At 62.1% G+C, this 17,233-nt stretch carries 14 protein-coding genes; 12 read left to right on the plus strand and 2 right to left on the minus strand.

Annotation, left to right across the window (positions count from 1 at the left end; all coding sequences use genetic code 11):
• Positions 1 to 4 precede the first annotated feature (4 nt).
• On the minus strand, positions 5 to 892 hold the full coding sequence (locus tag K3555_RS05180; RefSeq protein WP_259990762.1) for a LysR family transcriptional regulator: 888 nt from the start codon (positions 890 to 892) through the stop codon (positions 5 to 7).
• A 105-nt stretch (positions 893 to 997) separates the two neighbouring features.
• Here K3555_RS05180 and K3555_RS05185 point away from each other — a divergent pair, with 105 nt between their 5' ends.
• From K3555_RS05185 to K3555_RS05210, 6 genes are all read left to right on the plus strand, one after another.
• Positions 998 to 2,443: an aldehyde dehydrogenase family protein gene (locus tag K3555_RS05185; RefSeq protein ID WP_260007647.1), complete on the plus strand. Its 1,446-nt coding sequence runs from the start codon at positions 998 to 1,000 to the stop codon at positions 2,441 to 2,443.
• A gap of 133 nt (positions 2,444 to 2,576) precedes the next feature.
• On the plus strand, positions 2,577 to 3,560 hold the full coding sequence (locus K3555_RS05190; protein WP_260007648.1) for a dipeptidase: 984 nt from the start codon (positions 2,577 to 2,579) through the stop codon (positions 3,558 to 3,560).
• Positions 3,561 to 3,565: 5 nt separating this feature from the next.
• Complete coding sequence (locus tag K3555_RS05195; RefSeq protein ID WP_259990768.1) at positions 3,566 to 5,278, plus strand: hypothetical protein; 1,713 nt, start codon at positions 3,566 to 3,568, stop codon at positions 5,276 to 5,278.
• Positions 5,275 to 5,922: a DUF3726 domain-containing protein gene (locus K3555_RS05200; RefSeq protein ID WP_259997764.1), complete on the plus strand. Its 648-nt coding sequence runs from the start codon at positions 5,275 to 5,277 to the stop codon at positions 5,920 to 5,922. Before K3555_RS05195 ends, K3555_RS05200 begins: the two co-directional genes overlap by 4 nt.
• Before the next feature lie 12 nt (positions 5,923 to 5,934).
• On the plus strand, positions 5,935 to 6,945 hold the full coding sequence (locus tag K3555_RS05205) for an Ldh family oxidoreductase (RefSeq protein WP_260007649.1): 1,011 nt from the start codon (positions 5,935 to 5,937) through the stop codon (positions 6,943 to 6,945).
• 77 nt (positions 6,946 to 7,022) lie between these two features.
• Positions 7,023 to 8,852 carry a BCCT family transporter gene (locus tag K3555_RS05210; protein ID WP_260007650.1) on the plus strand — a complete coding sequence of 610 codons (1,830 nt, stop codon included), beginning with the start codon at positions 7,023 to 7,025 and terminating at the stop codon, positions 8,850 to 8,852.
• 101 nt (positions 8,853 to 8,953) lie between these two features.
• On the opposite strand, the gene K3555_RS24775 is transcribed toward K3555_RS05210, so the two are convergent.
• A complete protein-coding gene (locus K3555_RS24775; RefSeq protein ID WP_311200020.1) occupies positions 8,954 to 9,883 on the minus strand; it encodes a LysR family transcriptional regulator in 930 nt (309 codons plus the stop codon).
• A gap of 107 nt (positions 9,884 to 9,990) precedes the next feature.
• Between K3555_RS24775 and K3555_RS05225 the strand changes: the two genes are divergently transcribed.
• The 6 genes from K3555_RS05225 to K3555_RS05250 all read left to right on the plus strand — a co-directional run bounded on the left by K3555_RS05225 (position 9,991) and on the right by K3555_RS05250 (position 17,146).
• Complete coding sequence (locus tag K3555_RS05225; RefSeq protein WP_260007651.1) at positions 9,991 to 12,456, plus strand: CoA transferase; 2,466 nt, start codon at positions 9,991 to 9,993, stop codon at positions 12,454 to 12,456.
• Positions 12,457 to 12,664: 208 nt separating this feature from the next.
• Complete coding sequence (locus K3555_RS05230; protein ID WP_260007652.1) at positions 12,665 to 13,498, plus strand: cytochrome c oxidase subunit II; 834 nt, start codon at positions 12,665 to 12,667, stop codon at positions 13,496 to 13,498.
• Between the two features lie 70 nt (positions 13,499 to 13,568).
• The gene (locus K3555_RS05235) at positions 13,569 to 15,341 is read left to right on the plus strand and encodes a cbb3-type cytochrome c oxidase subunit I (protein WP_260007654.1); all 1,773 of its coding nucleotides are present in this window, start codon (positions 13,569 to 13,571) and stop codon (positions 15,339 to 15,341) included.
• Positions 15,338 to 16,036: a cytochrome c oxidase subunit 3 gene (locus K3555_RS05240; RefSeq protein ID WP_260007655.1), complete on the plus strand. Its 699-nt coding sequence runs from the start codon at positions 15,338 to 15,340 to the stop codon at positions 16,034 to 16,036. Before K3555_RS05235 ends, K3555_RS05240 begins: the two co-directional genes overlap by 4 nt.
• A gap of 12 nt (positions 16,037 to 16,048) precedes the next feature.
• Positions 16,049 to 16,765, plus strand: coding sequence for a heme-copper oxidase subunit III family protein (locus K3555_RS05245; protein ID WP_259990783.1), 717 nt, complete (start codon positions 16,049 to 16,051; stop codon positions 16,763 to 16,765).
• 9 nt (positions 16,766 to 16,774) lie between these two features.
• The gene (locus K3555_RS05250) at positions 16,775 to 17,146 is read left to right on the plus strand and encodes a cytochrome C oxidase subunit IV family protein (RefSeq protein WP_260007656.1); all 372 of its coding nucleotides are present in this window, start codon (positions 16,775 to 16,777) and stop codon (positions 17,144 to 17,146) included.
• The last annotated feature ends 87 nt before the right edge of the window (positions 17,147 to 17,233 follow it).

The following is a 17,233-nucleotide window of genomic DNA, read 5'->3' on the forward strand; positions in this document are numbered from 1 at the left end:
TGCTCTAACCGGGCAGGTCGCTGGACAGGTCGCAGGATTGGATGAATGCACTGCATTCCGCGGTAAGCGCGGCAAAGCGGGAGCGGTCGCGCTGATACAGATAAACTTCGCGCCTGTCCGGCAGGTCGGCAATCGGGCGGAACACCGTGGTTTCCGGCATGAAACGGGCCACGGTTTGCGGCAGAACCGTGACCCATTTTCCGGTGCGCACCATGGTGATCAGTGAATGGGTGTTGTGGATCGTCACATCCGCGCCGCTGCTGGCCTCGACAAAGCGCTCGTTGCGGATCAGGTCGCACAGCGCATTGCGGACAAATCCCGCGCCGGTGACATCCGCAATGGAGGGCGGGCTGTCTTGCCGAAACAGCGGGTGCCCGGCAGAGCAGACCAGTCCGAAACGGTCCTCGAACAGCGGCACTGCCCTGACCCCGTTCAGCGGGTGATAGCCAGAGGCGATGCCGATATCCGCCTTGCCCTCGGCCAGCGCATCCAGCACCTGCTGGGTGTCGGTATCGCGCAGTTCAACCTTAAGCCCGGGGTAGCGGGCGGTCATATGCTCCAGCACCGGCGGGAACACCAGCGCCGCAACTGAAGGCACCGAGACGATACGGATCAGCCCGTGAATGGCCTCTGCTGCCATCTCGATGCTTCGCACGGTCTGGTCGAACTGGCGCACTTGTTTCTGGGCCAGTTCAAACACCTGCTCTCCCAATGATGACAGTTGGTTCTTGCGCTCGCCTTCGAACAGCTTTTTGCCCAGATGGTCCTCCATCTGCTTGAGGGTCATGGAGACAGCTGACTGGGTCCGGCCCAGACGGTTGGCCGCCTCTGACAGGTTGCCGGTCTGCGCCACCGTGCAAAAGGCACGCAGCATTTCGATTTTCAAAGCCATGACTTCAGAAATTCTGTAGTTATGTTCAGTTAATTGAGTTTGACTGATGCGGGTGCCGAAGTCCATCCTGCTGTAAACCTGAAATTCAGCATCTGGGGCTTCTCCGTGACCAAATTGAACCTGATTGCCGGCGAATGGCTGGCTGGCGAAAGCGAAATCGAAAACCGCAACCCTTCGGATCTGAGCGATCTGGTCGGCATGTTTGCCCAGGCCAGCGCCGATCAGCTGGAGGCAACGCTGGACCAGGCGCAAGTTGCGCAAGCCGAGTGGGAAGCCTATGGCATGGAGCGCAAGCAGGCGGTGCTGATGAACATCGGCAACGAGCTGATGAGCCGCGCCGAAGAGCTGGGCACGCTGCTGTCCCGCGAAGAAGGCAAGCCGTTTGCTGAAGGCAAGGGCGAAGTCTACCGTGCTGGTCAGTTCTTCACCTATTACGCCGCTGAATGCCTGCGTCAGCTGGGTGAAAACGCCGATTCTGTACGTCCCGGCGTTGAAATCGACGTGCGCCGCGAAGCGGTTGGCACCGTTGCCATCATCAGCCCCTGGAACTTCCCGACCGCAACCGCGTCGTGGAAGATTGCGCCGGCGCTGTGCTACGGCAACGCCGTGGTTTGGAAACCTGCCAACATCACCCCTGCATCGGCTGTTGCGCTGACAGAAATCATCAACCGTCAGGACATCCCCAAAGGTCTGTTCTCGCTGGTCATGGGCTCGGGCCGCTCAATCGGTCAGCGCCTGGTGGAAAGCCCCAAGGTCAACGCCATTTCCTTCACTGGGTCTGTGCCGGTTGGCAAAGGCATCGCCTCCGCAGCCATCCAGAACCTGACCAAAGTGCAGATGGAGATGGGGTCCAAAAACGCGCTGGCGGTTATGGATGATGCAGATATCGATCTGGCTGTGACCCTCGCGCTTGGCGGTGCCTTTGGCAGCACCGGTCAGAAGTGCACCGCGTCGTCGCGTCTGGTTGTGCATGCTTCGGTTCACGATGAATTTGTCGAAAAACTGGTCGCGGGCGCCAGCGCCTACAAGGTTGGCCACGCCCTGGAAGAGGGGACGCAAATTGGCCCCGTTGTCAGCGAGCAGCAGCTGAACGATAACCTGGCCTATGTCGATCTGGGCAAAACCGAAGGCGCCGAACTGGCCTGCGGCGGCCAGCGGCTGGAGATGCCGCACGAGGGCTATTACATGTCCCCCGGCGTATTCCTGAACACCAACAACCAGATGCGCATCAACCGCGAGGAAATGTTCGCGCCGCTGACCAGCGTGATCAAGGTTGGCAGCTATGACGAAGCGCTGAGCGTGGTGAACGACACCAACTTCGGCCTGACTTCGGGCATCGTTACCCAGTCGTTGGCCCGCGCCACCCATTTCCGCCGCAACGCCCGCACCGGTGTTGTCACCGTCAACCTGCCGACCGCAGGCACCGACTACCACGTGCCGTTCGGCGGCCGCGGCGACAGCTCTTATGGCCCGCGCGAGCAGGGCAAGGCGGCGGCGGAGTTCTATACCACTGTCAAGACTGCCTACATCAGCGCCGGCAATCCGGTCTGATTAAACGACTCTGGCAGCGCCGTGCAGCCGGCCTGCCAGCTTATGGACGCGCCCGTTCTGCCTCACGTGGGGCGGGCGCATACTGCCCGCCGCAAGGGGCCGGGCGATGGTTTTTGAAATTCGAGGTGCTTGAATGACCGGATACCGTATCGATTGCCTGCAATATGCCAACTGGTCGGAGAAGATATTCCGCCAGCTGCGCGAGGGCGGCGTGGACGCGATCCAAGTCACCATTGCCTATCACGAGAACTTCCGCGAAACGGTTCTGAACTTTGAGAAGTGGAACCGCTGGTTCGAGCAGTATCCGGACCTGATCATGAAGGGGCAGTGGGCCTCTGATATCGACAAGGCCCGCGAAACCGGCCGCACAGCTGTGTTTTTCGGCTTCCAGAACCCCTCGCCGATGGAAGACGACATCGGCTTGGTCGAGATCCTGCACACCCTGGGCGCACGTTTCATGCAGCTCACCTATAACAACCAGTCGCTGCTGGCGACCGGCTGTTACGAGGCCGAGGATCCCGGCATCACCCGTATGGGCAAGCAGGTCATCAAGGAGATGAACCGCGTCGGACTGGTCGTGGACATGAGCCATTCCGCCGACCGTTCCACCATCGAAGCGGCTGAGATTTCCACCCGCCCGATCGCCATCACCCATGCCAACCCGTATGAGTGGTCGCCGGCCCTGCGCAACAAAAAGGATGACGTCATCCGCGCGGTCACAGGCCACGGCGGCATGCTGGGCTTTTCGGTCTATCCGCATCATCTGAAGGACAAGGGCGCCTGCACCCTGCAAAGCTTCTGCGAGATGATTGCCCGCACCGCCGACAAATACGGGCTGGAACACCTCGGTATCGGCACCGACCTGTGCCAGGATCAGCCCGACAGCGTGGTTGAGTGGATGCGGGTCGGCCGCTGGAGCAAGGAAATCGATTACGGCGAAGGATCAGCCGCCGCTCCGGGATTCCCGGAAATGCCAAGCTGGTTCAAGGACAACCGCGACTTTGGAAACATCGAAGAGGGCCTTCGCGCGACGGGCATGAACGATGATGAGGTCAGCGGCATCATGGGCGGGAACTGGCACCGGTTCTTTGCCGAAAACTTTGGCCCCAAAGGATAACCTAAATGGAAACAACCGCGCAGACATCAATATCACTACGGGACCCGGCGCAGGTCATGCGCCTTAGCCGTCTCGGTTCTTTGCACCAGTGCCGCCTCAGCTTCATGCGGATTCTGACACGGCGCATGGCCCGCGAAAACTGGAGCTTTTCGCGCCCCAAGTTTGATATTGATGAAAACGGGGTCGGTGTTGCAGTCTTTTCCGCCACCGGCCCTGCGCGGACCTATTCTCTGATCGCCTTTGCACATGATCTGCCGCCTGAAATGCGGTCGGATCGTGTGATTGCAACTGCGTGGGATGCCACCTTTGCCCTGTTCGATGGTGTCCCGACGGACGAAGACATCGAACGTCTTTCGAAAAATGTCCCCTATCAGGAAGCCGGCCGGGTCAGCGAGCGCGAGATATCGGTATCGCGCGCAAACCGGTCCGTGCGCCTGTGGGAACATGTGGTTTCCGCCCTGTCCGAAGGCCGCCAGCCTGACGCCGCCCAGCTTGATGCCGTCGGCTATCTGATGCGGACCACAGCCGTTTACGGATCGGGAAAACTGGGTGCTGCGGATCGCGAGATGATCGCAAAACGCCCCGAATTCCAGGTTCCGTTCCAGGCCGAGATGCTGTCGGTTTTCCTGACCCGCTGGTTTGTGCGCGATCTGGTGCAGCATATGGCAGACCTGCGCGCCAAGGCGGCAGGCCGAACAGCAGCACAGCTGGCCCCGGAACTGGCCCGGTCGCTGGGGATCGGCAATTCAACCGGCTTGGGAATGGCGCCGTTCCTGCTGAACCATCCGGTTCTGTTCAACAACTGGATCGCCGCCCGCGAGGATGCAATCCGTACCGTCCGCAGTCTGGACAGCGCATCGGAGGACGAAATCGCCCTGTTCCTGCGGCTTTTGCAGCGCAGCAAAAAGAATGTTGACCTGTGGCAGTCCGAGCATGAGATCCAGGTGCGCAAACTGGCCGGGCTGCGGAACGACCTGGAACAGATTGACGCCTATCTGAGCACTCCGCAGGTGCTGAGCGGTCCCCAGCCATGGGATCAGATGCACCGCTGGGCCGAAGAAACACTGTCTCTGGAAGGCCAGGAATGGCTGGCCTCAATGATGCTGGAACCCTATGGCAGCCTGATTGACGAGTTGAGCGACGGCATGGCGGCGGACAATACGCCGACGTTCCGCATTGCCGGTGCGATGACCATTGACGAACTGCGCGGGCTTCTGACGCGGATTTATGAATGGGCGATCGGTACAGACTGGCAGAAACGGGAAAACCGGGCCCGCGCCTGGTATGTGTCCGAAGAAAAGCTGGAACCGCGCCTGGGCGAACGGTTTGAGGAGCCGGTGGAGGAATACGAGCAGCCGCTGGCGCCTGGCCGGGATGCTGCGGCGCTGTTCAATGCGCTGGCGCATTGGCAGGGGGAGATCCGCGTCGCCGAGTTCCTGCTGCGCCATCCTGAATACCGTCATACGGTGCGCCGGGCGCAGATCGCGGGCCGCGCACCTTATGCCGAGATCCGTGACAACACGATCTCGCACGACGTTCTGCCGATTGACATGCTGCGTTGCAAACTCGCCTTCTTTGGCGCCACGCAGTTTGATCCCCGCTCTGACCGCTGGGTGCGGATCTGCATGTATGGCAACGCACCCTACCCGCAGGAGCTTTCGCAGGAGAACGCTGAATTCTGGGTCTATCCCAGACTGGAAGAGGGGGCACTGGCATGAACCATTCCCTGAATGAAATCGAAGCAATGTGCAAACGCGCTGCCCGTGGCGCCGGCCTTCCCTGGGGATTGGCCGAGGAGGCTGCAAAAGGCACGCGCTGGCTCTCTTCCTTTGGCTTTCCGGGGGCGGAGCTGCTGGCTGCGCTGCTGGAGATGAACGACCGTTTGCCGCCCGCGGATCTGGCGCCCTTGGCACTGACAGGCGTGTGGAGCGCCCCGTCGGGGCGGATGAGCCCGCTGATTGCCGGCGCCGCCCTAAGCGACTGCGCGGTGCAGCTGATGGATGCGGGCCGGATCGAAATGGAGCGTGTGTGCGTGCCGTTGCTGCTGGTTCCCTTTGCTGCAGGGGCTGCGTTGCGGCTGGAGACTCCGGTCGCTGTTGAATGGGCGGGTGTCTACCTTGCAACAGATGGCCGCCAGCTGTGCGCGCGGGGCGCTCCCGATGCCTACACAGCGATGCTTGCCGACAAGGTTGCTTTCACCACTCCGGCTGAAATGACCGACCGCCGGGAGCCGGTTTTGCGCGGCAGCGCTCCGGCCGAGGCCTGGGACCGCCTTGGCGTTCTTGCCCACCGCACTTATGCGCCCGCCACCGAAGCTTCGCGATTGCGCGGCGCAGGTGCCGGGCTGTCTGACAACGACTGAAGAGGCGTCGCTATGACCGAAACCAAAACCCTGACCCTTGCCGAGATCGAGGATCTGTCCTTCCGCGCCCTGGTGGCGGCCGGCACATCCGAGGCCAACGCCCGCCCGCTGGCTGTTGCCACCGCAGCAACCGAAGCGGATGGCGTCGCCAGCCATGGCTTGGCCTATATCCCGATCTATGCCGAGCATGTGCAATGCGGCAAGGTGGACGGGCAGGCGGTTCCGGCTCTGGCGCGTCCGCGTCCCGGCGTGGTGGCGGTGGATGCCGCCACCGGCTTTGCCCATTCCGCGATTGACATGGGGTTCGAGGCGCTGATCCCAGCCGCCCGCGAGCAGGGGGTCGCGGTTCTGGCGATCCGCAACAGCTATAACTGCGGCGTGCTGGGCTATCACACTGCCCGTCTGGCCCGCGCCGGACTGGTGGGGCTGGGCTTTACCAATGCGCCCGCCTCCATCGCGCCTTCGGGCGGTAAGAAACCTGTTGTCGGCACCAATCCGTTCTCAGTCGCGGTGCCGGGTGAAGACGGTGAGCCGGAACTGCTGATCGACCAAAGCGCCAGCACCATCGCCAAAAGCGAAGTGATGAAACACGCCCGCGAAGGCAAAGAAATCCCGCTGGGCTGGGCGCTGGACGCCGACGGCAATCCGACCACCGACCCGGATGCGGGCCTTAAGGGGTCAATGGCGCCGTCGGGCGGTTACAAAGGCGTCGGTGTTGCGCTGCTGACCGAGATCATGGCCGCAGCCCTGACCGGTGCGACCCTTGGTATCAACGCCTCGCCGTTTTCCGGCACTGCAGGCGGGCCGCCCAAAACCGGCCAAATGTTCATCGCAATCGACCCGGTTGCCACCTCAAATGACAGTTTTCGATCCGGAATGGTCGGAATCGTAGAAGCAGTACGTGCGCAGACTGGCGCACATCTGCCGGGCGACGGGCGCCGCGGCAAGCGGATCAAGGCCCGGACAGATGGCGTCGCGGTCAGCGTAGCAACGCTGAACAGGATCAAAGCCCTGATGGGCTGACGCCAGACTCCGGCGGTTGCGCGAACCGCCGGAAAATCCGCACTTCGGTGCGGCACGTGCGAAACGGGAGGAAACGCATGTCAATTAAACAACCTTTCACCGATCTGGAGATTAACACCTCCGACGGTGGCTTCTATAAGGGGCACAGTCTTGAGATCGCCTTGCTCAGCAAGGGGATCATGGTCGCTTTGGTTCTCTGGGCGCTGGTCTGGCCGGCCAACGCCACCGGCGTTCTGGGCAGCCTGAACGGGCGCATTCTGGAAGACTTCAACGCCTTCTACATCGTCATTGTCGGCTTCTTCGCCTTTTTCCTGTTTGTGGTCGCCGCATTGCCGCAAACCGGTAAGCGGATCATGGGGACGCCAGGCGAGCAAAAGGAGTTCTCGGATTTTTCCTGGTTCTCGATGATGTTCGGCGCCGGTCTGGGCGTCGGCCTGATGGTTTTTGCCACCGCTGAGCCGCTTGGCCTTTGGGGTTCCAACCCGGAAGTGCTGGCGCAGAACGTGGTTCCGAACACCGAAGAAGCCATTCAGTCCGGCTTCCGCTACACGTTCCTGCATTACGGCTTCCATGCCTGGGCGATCTATGTGGTGACGGGTCTGTCGCTGGCCTACTACGCCTATACCCGTGATATGCCGCTGACCATCCGCACCGCACTGACTCCGCTTTTCGGCAAGCTGATGAACGGCATTGCGGGCCATGTGGTTGACGTGCTGGGCGTGGTTGCAACCATCCTGGGTGTGTCTGTGACCATCGGTTTCGGTGTCAGCCAGTTTGTTGACGGCGTCTATGCCATCACCGGCATGGAATGGATGATGGACATGAGCGGCGACGCGCCGGCACCCGGCACTGTTGGCCTGCTGTCAGGTCTCTTTGCCATCATGGGCCTGTCGATCATCTCGGCTGTGTCCGGCGTGGGCCGCGGCGTGAAGTACCTGTCGAACCTGAACCTGGTTCTGTCGTTCATCCTGCTGCTGACCTTCGTGGTCTTCGGCTCCTTCATGTTCGCCATGACCACCTATGCGACGGCCTTTGTAGACTACATCCTGCACTTCGCTTCGCTGAGCTTCGGTCCCTACACCCCGCAGCCTGCGGCTGATTTTGCGGCGGCATTGCCTGCTGAGGCTGCCCCGTATGCGGATGCATTGCGCGGCGGTGCGACCAATGCCTGGGGCTCCTTTGACGGTTTCAAATCGGGCTTGGAAGGCGAAGCAGCTGCCCTGTCCGACGACGTTCTGTCGGCGGCCTATGCAGCGGGTGAACCGCAGCGCCAATTCGGCTGGCAGGCAGGCTGGACCACGTTCTACTGGGCCTGGTGGATTGCGTTCTCGCCCTTCGTCGGCCTGTTCCTGGCACGCATTTCCCGCGGCCGTTCGGTGCGTGAATTCATCATCGGCTGCGTGTTTGCACCGGCGATGGTCTGCTTTGCCTGGATGGCTATTCTGGGCGGCACCGCGATCGACCTGGAACTCAGCGGTGCGGCAGAAGGCGCCATCATTGGCGCGTCGAACACGGCCAAGCTGTTCGTGACCTTGCAAAGCATGATCGACGGCGGCCTGCTGTCGGGCATCACCATCATGTGTGTTGTGCTGATCATGACCTTCCTGGTTACCTCGGCGGACTCCGGCATCCTGGTGATGAACACCATCATGTCCGGCGGTGATCAGAACATCGGCAACAAGCACAAGATCGTTTGGGGCCTGATCCTGACCGCTGTGATCGGCACCCTGCTGTTCGCAGGCAAGCAGAACGGCGGAGCCGATCCGATGGAGGCGCTGAAAAGCGCGATGATCATCGGCGCGCTGCCCTTCACCATGGTGATGGGCCTGATGTGCGTGTCGCTGGCCAAGGCGCTGTACCGTGACGGTCTGCGCGAAAAGGCTGGGGAAAGCGCACCTGCTGAATAAGCAACACCTCCGGGCTGCTTATACCAGAGCGGCCCGGTAAACAGATCAGCCGCCTATTCAGGCGGCAACAGGGCCGGCGGGAGAGATCCCTCCGGCCTTTTTTATTTGGGGCTAGCCGGATCCCGGCTGGCTGCGGCTTCCCGTTTGAACCACTTCAGCATCCGCTCCAGCGCGCTGCCGCTGGTTTCCCGGTGCTGCAGGAAATAACTGTGCGGCCGGTCCGACACCGCAGGCCCCAGCCGCAGCACCTCGCCGGCTGCTAGGGCCTGATCGGCAATCCCCGCCCAGCCCAGCCCAATGCCTTCACCGCGCCGTATCGACTGCAGCAGGAACGGATAGGCGTCGAATTCCGCGGCGGTACCGAAGTGCGGCGCCTGCAGCCTTGCCTGGGAAAACCAGCCTTCCCAGGTCAGAAAGCCAGAGGTTCCGGTATCAAAATGCAAAAACAGATCCGGCGCGAGTTGTGCAATGTTGTTCTCTGCTTCTGGGTGGGCTTCCAGAAAACCGGGGCTGCAAATCGGAAAGGTTTCCGCTGGGATCAGCGGAAAATACGGCCGGTCCGGCATCCGCGACGGATCCCAGACAACTGCTGCATCCAAGCGGCTAAGGTCGATGTCGCCCAGCTGGTCCGTGGTCACGACCCGCACCCGGCCGCCGTCCAGATAAGCACGCAAGGCAGAGAAACGAGGCATCAGCCACTGGTCCGCAAAGCCGAAGGTGCAGGCGAGTGTCACCTCATCCGTGTCCGGAGCAGCCAGAACCTCGCTCCAGGCCTGATCCACATGACCCAGCCCCAGCGCCACCGCATCCGCCAGCCGGGTGGCATTGGCGGTCGGCGTGATCCGGTTGTTGTTGCGCTCGAACAGCGGCTGCCGCAGGCGCTCCTCCAAAGTGGAGATATGGCGCGAGACTGCAGGCTGGCTGAGGCCCAGCTCGGCGGCGGCGCGGGACAGGCTGGCATGGCGCACCGCCACTTCCAGCACCAAGAGGGCGTTCAGCGAACCGGCGGTGGGGCGTATCGAGCGTTCCATAGGAAATTGTTAGGGAGAGCATGCTTTTTTGGCCAGTGGATATTGCGGGGCCTGAAGATAATCTGTTGCGGATTGAACTTTGAACCGACAACAGGCGAGACCTCTTCATGCCGCAGCGCCCCCTTTCCCACATTCGCATTCTTGACTTCGGCCACTACCTGGCCGGCCCCCTGACCGGCATGATGCTCGCCGATATGGGCGCCGAGGTGATCCGCATTACCCCGCCCGGCGGCACCGGCTTTGACGGTGCTGCGTTTGACATGCTGTCGCGGGGCAAGCAGGTGCTGGAACTGGACCTGAAATCCGATGAAGGCCGCGCCGCCGCAATTGAGCTGGCCAAACGTGCCGATGCGGTGATCGAAAACTTCCGCCCCGGGGTGATGGGCCGGCTGGGCCTGGGGCCGGAGGCCTTGCGCGCGGCCAACGATCAGCTGGTCTATCTGTCGATGCCGGGCTTTGCCTCCACTGACGCCGATCTCGCGGACCTGCCCGCCTGGGAGGCGGTGATTGCGGCCTATACCGGCCAATTCACCGACATGGGGCTGAACCGCCGCCTGATGGGCATCAACCCGTCTTTTTCGCCGCTGGCGCTGGCTTCGGCTTATGGGGCCAGCTTTGGCGCCATGTCTGTGCTGTTTGCGCTGAACGCACGGGCACAGAACGGCGGCGACCATATCGAGGTGCCGCTGGCAGCGGCGCTGCTGGAGGGGCTGGTCTATAACTGCGAGCAGATCGAGGACTACCCCGAGCGCTATAAATCCCCGCGCGAGGTGGAGCTGGACCGGCGCGAAGTCGAAGGCCTGCCGATGAACCTGAAGTTCGCGGAGCTGTCCGAATTCCTCGACCCGTTCTACCGCACCTACACCTGCGCTGATGGGCGTGGTTTCTATGTGGTGGCCGGCTCGGTTGCCACTCATCCCCGCCGGGTGCTGGAGACCTTGGGGCTGAAGGATCTGGCGGACGGGTTGCCGGATTTCTCCGCCTATCTGGACACCAAGGACTGGCCCGCCGAATGGTCGATGCGCAACTACCCGGTGGGGCCGTCCGACCGCGAACGGGTGTCGGCGGCAATGAAACAGGCCTTCCTGACCAAACCGTCACATGAGTGGGAGGCGCTGTTCGGCGCCGCCAAGGCCCCCGCCACCGCGCAGCGTTTTACCAGGGAATGGCTGGACGACCCGCATGCGCTGGCCTCGGGCCTGGTGCTGCAGGTAGCGGATACCAAGCACGGCGCGATGCGGCAGATGGGCAATGTGGCCTGGCTGGCAGGCGACGCTGGCGCAGCACATAAGGTGAGCGCCGTCAAAGCTGATCTGACGGCGCTGCTGGCAGAGCCGGAGCGCAGCACTGGCGGCGGTCATGAAGGCAAAGGATGGCTCGACGGATTGAAGGTCGTCGACCTTACCAATGTGATCGCCGGGCCGACCATCGGTTCAACCCTGGCGCGGTTTGGCGCCGAGGTGACGCTGGTGCAGCCGGTGGAACCGTCGGTGGATCCCTGGAACACCGTTGTCTTCGGCATTCACGCGCAGCGCGGCAAGGAGAGCATCCTGCTGAACCTGCGCACGGACGCGGGGCAGGACGCATTGGCCAAGCTGATTGCTGGCGCTGATGTGATCACCATGAATGGCACGGACCAGCAGCGGGACAAGCTGGGACTGTCTCCGGCGCGGCTGGCCGCAATCAACCCGCGCCTGATCCTGGTGCAGCTGGATGCCTTTGGCGGGCCTATGCGCGGGCCGAAGTCGGATCACCTGGGCTATGATGACCTGGCGCAGGCGGCAACCGGCGTGATGCTGCGCTTTGGCGGCGGCATGGACACGCCTGAGGAGCACGCCCATTTCGGCACCATCGACGTGCTGACCGGTTTTTGCGCCTGTGTGGCTCTGGGCGGCGCTTTGCTGCGGCTTAAGGAGACCGGCAAAGGCGGGGTGGCGCGGGCCTCGCTGGCGGCGGCGGGTAATCTGATCCAGGCGCAGTTCATGTACGGCCACGCGGGCAGGGCACCGTTTGACGAACCCTCAGGCCGCGAGGCCCTGGGCTGGGGGCCGTTCTACCATTGCTATCAGGCCGCGGACGGCTGGTTCTTCTTTGCGGCGCCGAGTGAGGGCGGCGCCGCGCTGGCGCGGGTGGCAGAGCTGGCAGACCTGGCCGCGCTGCCGGTGGATCAGTTGCACGGCGCATTGGAGGAGCGATTCCGCACGCAGCCGCTTGCCCATTGGCGTGCGGCATTTGCCGGAACTTCTGCCACGGCGGTGCCGCTGTCGTCGCTGCACGAAACCCGCGATGCGGCGCTGCAGCTGGAAAGCGCTGGCAATATCGACCTGAAACAAGCTACGTTCCGGGTAATCCGCCACGACCGGCACCCAATGGGCCGCTGGTGCGATCTGGTGGCGCCGAATGCGGTGCGCCCGCAAACCGGCCGGATCACCATCCCGGGGCCTGCACCGAAATACGGTGCGCACACCAGAACCATCCTGGAGCGGTTGGGTTACCCGCCGGAACAGGCTGAGGCGATGATTGCCAGCGGTGCTGCGGGTGAGGCCTGGTCGGAAAAATACTTGCCGGAATAGGTCTTGGATCTGTGGTCTGGGATGCCCGGGCCGGGCATTCCTTGGCTTTGCCGGAAATGCGGGGAATTGGAAATTACCTGCCGCAAAAGGCGTAAAACTTCCGGATTCTGGATTAATTTGTGAAACCGTCATATAGTGGCATCTCATGCCAAATGAACCTGTGTGCCGGACGGTCGGAAATGTCCGGGCAGCGGGGAAAGGGGGCGGGATGCTGATTGCGGTCGTGCTTGTGCTGATCGTGGCGGGGTCTGTTGCGTTCCATCTGTTAAGCCCGTGGTGGTGGACGCCGATCGCGTCGAATTGGAACTATATCGACGATACGCTGGTTGTAACTTTCTGGATCACCGGCGCGGTGTTTGCCGCGGTGGTCTTGTTCACGGCTTATTGCGTCTGGAAATTCCGCCACCGGCCCGGGCACAAGGCGGAATTCGACCCGGAAAACAAACGGCTGGAGCTGTGGCTGACCGGGGTGACCGCTGTGGGAGTGGCGGCGATGCTGGTGCCGGGGCTGTTTGTGTGGAAGCAGTTCGTCACCGTGCCTGAAGACGCCACTGAACTTGAGGTCTTCGGCCAGCAGTGGAGCTGGGCCTACCGGCTGCCCGGCGCTGACGGGGTGCTGGGCACCGCCGATGCGGAATGGGTGAACGGGGAAAACCCCTTGGGTGTCAATCCGCATGACCGCTTTGGCAAGGATGACCTTATAGTCGAGGGCGGTGAGGTGTATCTGCCGGTGGATAAGCCGGTGAAGCTGCTGCTGCGCTCGATCGATGTGCTGCACAATTTCTACGTGCCTGAATTCCGCGCCAAGATGGACATGGTGCCTGGCATGGTCACCTATATCTGGCTCATCCCCACCCGCACCGGCACCTTTGAAGTGTTATGCGCCGAGTACTGCGGCACCGCCCATCCCTTCATGCGCGGCTATGTGAGCGTAGTGGAGGCGGAGGAATACCAGGAGTGGCTGCAGGAGCAGCTGACTTTTGAAGAATATGCCAATGGGGGCTCTGAAACCGGAGCCGGAACCAGGCTCGCCCGGCGCTGAGGGGGCGGGCGCAATGCGCCCCCTTGTGAGGAAGGCCGGGCGATACATCTGAATTGGATGGAGTTCTGCAATGACCGACTACTTGCCTGAACCGGACAGCAATCTGCCGCCGCGCGAAGTGGCCGATGTGATGCCTCCGCATGCGCACAGCTGGATCGGCAAATACGTCTTCTCGCAGGATGCCAAATACATCGCCATCCAATACTCCGGCACCGCCATTGCAATTGGCATGGTGGCGCTGGTGCTGTCGTGGCTGATGCGGCTGCAGCTGGGCTTTCCCGGCACTTTCGACTTCATCACGGCCGAGGCCTATTACCAGTTTGTCACCATGCACGGGATGATCATGGTGGTCTATCTGCTGACTGCGATCTTCCTGGGGGGCTTCGGCAATTACCTGATCCCGCTGATGGTCGGTGCGCGCGATATGGTGTTTCCCTTCGTCAATATGCTCAGCTTCTGGATCTACCTGCTGGCGGTTCTGGTGCTGGTGGCCAGCTTCTTTGTTCCTGGCGGCCCCACTGGCGCAGGCTGGACGCTGTACCCGCCGCAGGCGGTGCTGTCCGGCACCCCGGGCGGCGCGCAGGGCGGGATCATCCTGATGCTGCTGTCGCTGATCCTGTTCATCATCGGCTTCACCATGGGCGGGCTGAACTATGCCGTCACCGTGCTGCAGGCCCGCACCCGCGGCATGACAATGATGCGGCTGCCGCTGACGGTCTGGGGGATCTTCACCGCCACGGTGATGGCGCTGCTGGCGTTTCCAGCGCTGTTTGTGGCCTGCGTGATGATGCTGTTCGACCGGCTGCTGGGCACCTCTTTCTTCATGCCGACGCTGGTGGAACTGGGTGAAAGGCTCAGCTATGGCGGCGGCAGCCCGATTGCCTTTCAGCATCTGTTCTGGTTTTTCGGCCACCCCGAAGTCTACATCGTGGCACTGCCCGCCTTCGGCATCGTCTCCGATCTGATTGCCGTGCATGCGCGCAAGACGGTGTTTGGGTACCGGATGATGGTCTGGGCGATCGTCATCATCGGCGCGCTCAGCTTTATTGTCTGGGCACATCATATGTATGTCTCCGGCATGCACCCGTGGTTCGGCTTTTTCTTTGCCACCACCACGCTGATCATCGCCATTCCCACCGCGATCAAGGTCTACAACTGGGTGCTGACCTTGTGGAAGGGCGATATCCATCTGACCATCCCGATGCTGTTTGCGCTGGGTTTTATCGTCACCTTCGTGAACGGCGGGCTGACGGGGCTGTTCCTGGGCAATGTGGTGGTTGATGTGCCGCTGTCGGACACGATGTTTGTGGTCGCCCATTTCCACATGGTGATGGGGGTGGCGCCGATCATGGTGATCTTTGGCGCGATCTATCACTGGTATCCGCTGATGACCGGCCGGCTGCTGAACAACGCCATGGGGCAGATCCATTTCTGGGTCACCTTCATTGGCGCTTATGCGATCTTCTTCCCGATGCATTATGTCGGACTTGTCGGCGTGCCGCGCCGCTATTTTGAGCTTGGCGAGCCGGAGTTCCTCACAGCGCCGGTGGAAGGGCTGAATGCCTTCATTTCATCGGCGGCGCTGATAGTCGGCGCGGCGCAGCTGCTGTTCCTGTTCAATATCCTCTGGAGCCTGCGCCACGGGCGCCGATCAGGCGGCAACCCGTGGCGGGCGGCCTCGCTGGAGTGGCAAACACCTGAAATCCCGCCCCGGCACGGCAATTGGGACGAGCTGCCCAATGTCTACCGCTGGGCCTACGATTACAGCGTGCCCGGCGCGGCTGAGGATTATATCGCGCAGACTGACCCTTGGGTGCCGGACGGGCAGGGGCGGCGGCTGTGACTGTCATCCTCGCCTTTCTGGCGCTGGTGGCGCTGGCTGCGGGGCTGTGGCTGTCGCAGCAGCATCTGGCCGCCAAGCCCTGGCTGGAAACCGGGATTGCGCCCTTGGCGGGCCATGGACCGGGCCGCGCGCCGGGCATCATCTTCATTGCGGTCTTTGTAACGGTGATCGGCGGGCTGTTTGCCATGCTGGGCAGCGCCTTTGTCATGCAGATCGAAGAAACCCCGTGGGAGCTGGTGCCGCTGCCGGGCCGGGTCTGGCTGAACACGGCGCTGCTGCTGCTGGCCAGCCTGTGTCTGCAATTTGTGGTGATGTCCGCACGGGCAGGCACGCAGCGCTGGCTGCGCGGCAGCCTGATTGCAGCAAGCATCGCCACACTCGCCTTTCTGGCCGGTCAGATGCAGGTGTGGATCACCTTGACCGATGGCGGCTACCGGCTGGATGGCACTCCGGCGGCGAGTTTCTTCTATCTGATCACCGGCCTGCACGGGCTGCACATGCTGGGCGGTATCATCGCGCTGGCGGTGATCTGCGCCCGCCACGCCGGCGCCGGAGACGTGAAGGCGCTGCTGCCGGGTGTGCGGCTTTGCGCGCTCTATTGGCACGCGCTGCTGGCGTTCTGGCTGATGCTGTTTGCGCTGCTGCAGGGCTGGGGCAATGCGTTTCTGGCGCTTTGCCGCGCGGCTGTGAGTTGAGGAGGGAGACAGATGGAACACCCATTGCAAGGCCAGGACCAGACGCTGCAGCAACAGGGACATAGCGGCTTTGCCGCCGATTGGGGGTCGGACCAGCGCGCCTTCAAGAAAGTCTCCTGGGGTAAGGCGATGATGTGGATCCTGCTGCTGAGCGATACTTTCGTCTTTGCCTGCTTCCTTGTCGCCTACCTGAATGCCCGCAACTCCACCACCGTTGAATGGCCCAATGCCAGCGAGGTTTTTGCCCTGCATATCGGCGGCGCGAATCTGCCCCTGATCCTGATTGCCATCATGACCTTTGTCCTGATCTCTTCCTCCGGCACCATGGCGATGGCGGTGAACTGCGCCTACCGCAAGGCGCGCAAGGCCACCGCCGTGCTGATGCTGGCCACTGCCGCGCTGGGCGCGGCTTTTGTCGGCATGCAGGCGTTTGAGTGGTCCAAGCTGATTTCTGAGGGCGTGCGCCCCTGGGGCAACCCCTGGGGGGCCGAGCAATTCGGCGCCAGTTTCTTTATGATCACTGGCTTTCACGGCACCCATGTCACCATCGGGGTGATCTTTCTGGTGATCGTCGCCCGCCGGGTCTGGCGCGGTGATTTCGACCGCAACCAGCGCAGCTGGATGTCGGCGGGCAACGGCGACTATGAGGCGGTGGAGATCATGGGGCTTTACTGGCACTTCGTCGACCTGGTCTGGGTCTTTATCTTTGCATTCTTCTATCTGTGGTAGGGGGCCGATATGACAGATTCACCGCAAACCGCCGAGGCGGCGGAGATGGCGCATGACGAGGGGCAGCAGCATCCGTTAAAGCTCTATTTTTCAGTCTGGATACTGCTGTTCGTGCTTAGCGCGGCGTCTTACTGGGTCGATTACGCCCAGTTGCAGGGGCTATTGCGCTGGAGCCTGATCCTGATCTTCATGACGCTGAAGGCGGGGCTGATCATTGCCGTCTTCATGCATATGGCCTGGGAGCGGCTGGCGCTGATTTATGCGGTTCTGCTGCCGCCCCTGGCGATGATCGGGCTGCTGGCAATCCTGATCATCGAGTCGGATTACACGGCAGAAACACGGGTGATCGAATTCGGCCAGGGAAGTGCAGCAGTTGAATAATCGTATCGCCCGGCTGAAGGCCGGGCAACGCCTGACCTTCGCTTTGTATCTCAAAGGCCGCAACGAAAAAGGCGCCCCGGTTTCCCG

It is taken from the genome of Leisingera sp. M527 (genome assembly GCF_025141525.1).
Taxonomy (GTDB): Bacteria; Pseudomonadota; Alphaproteobacteria; order Rhodobacterales; family Rhodobacteraceae; genus Leisingera.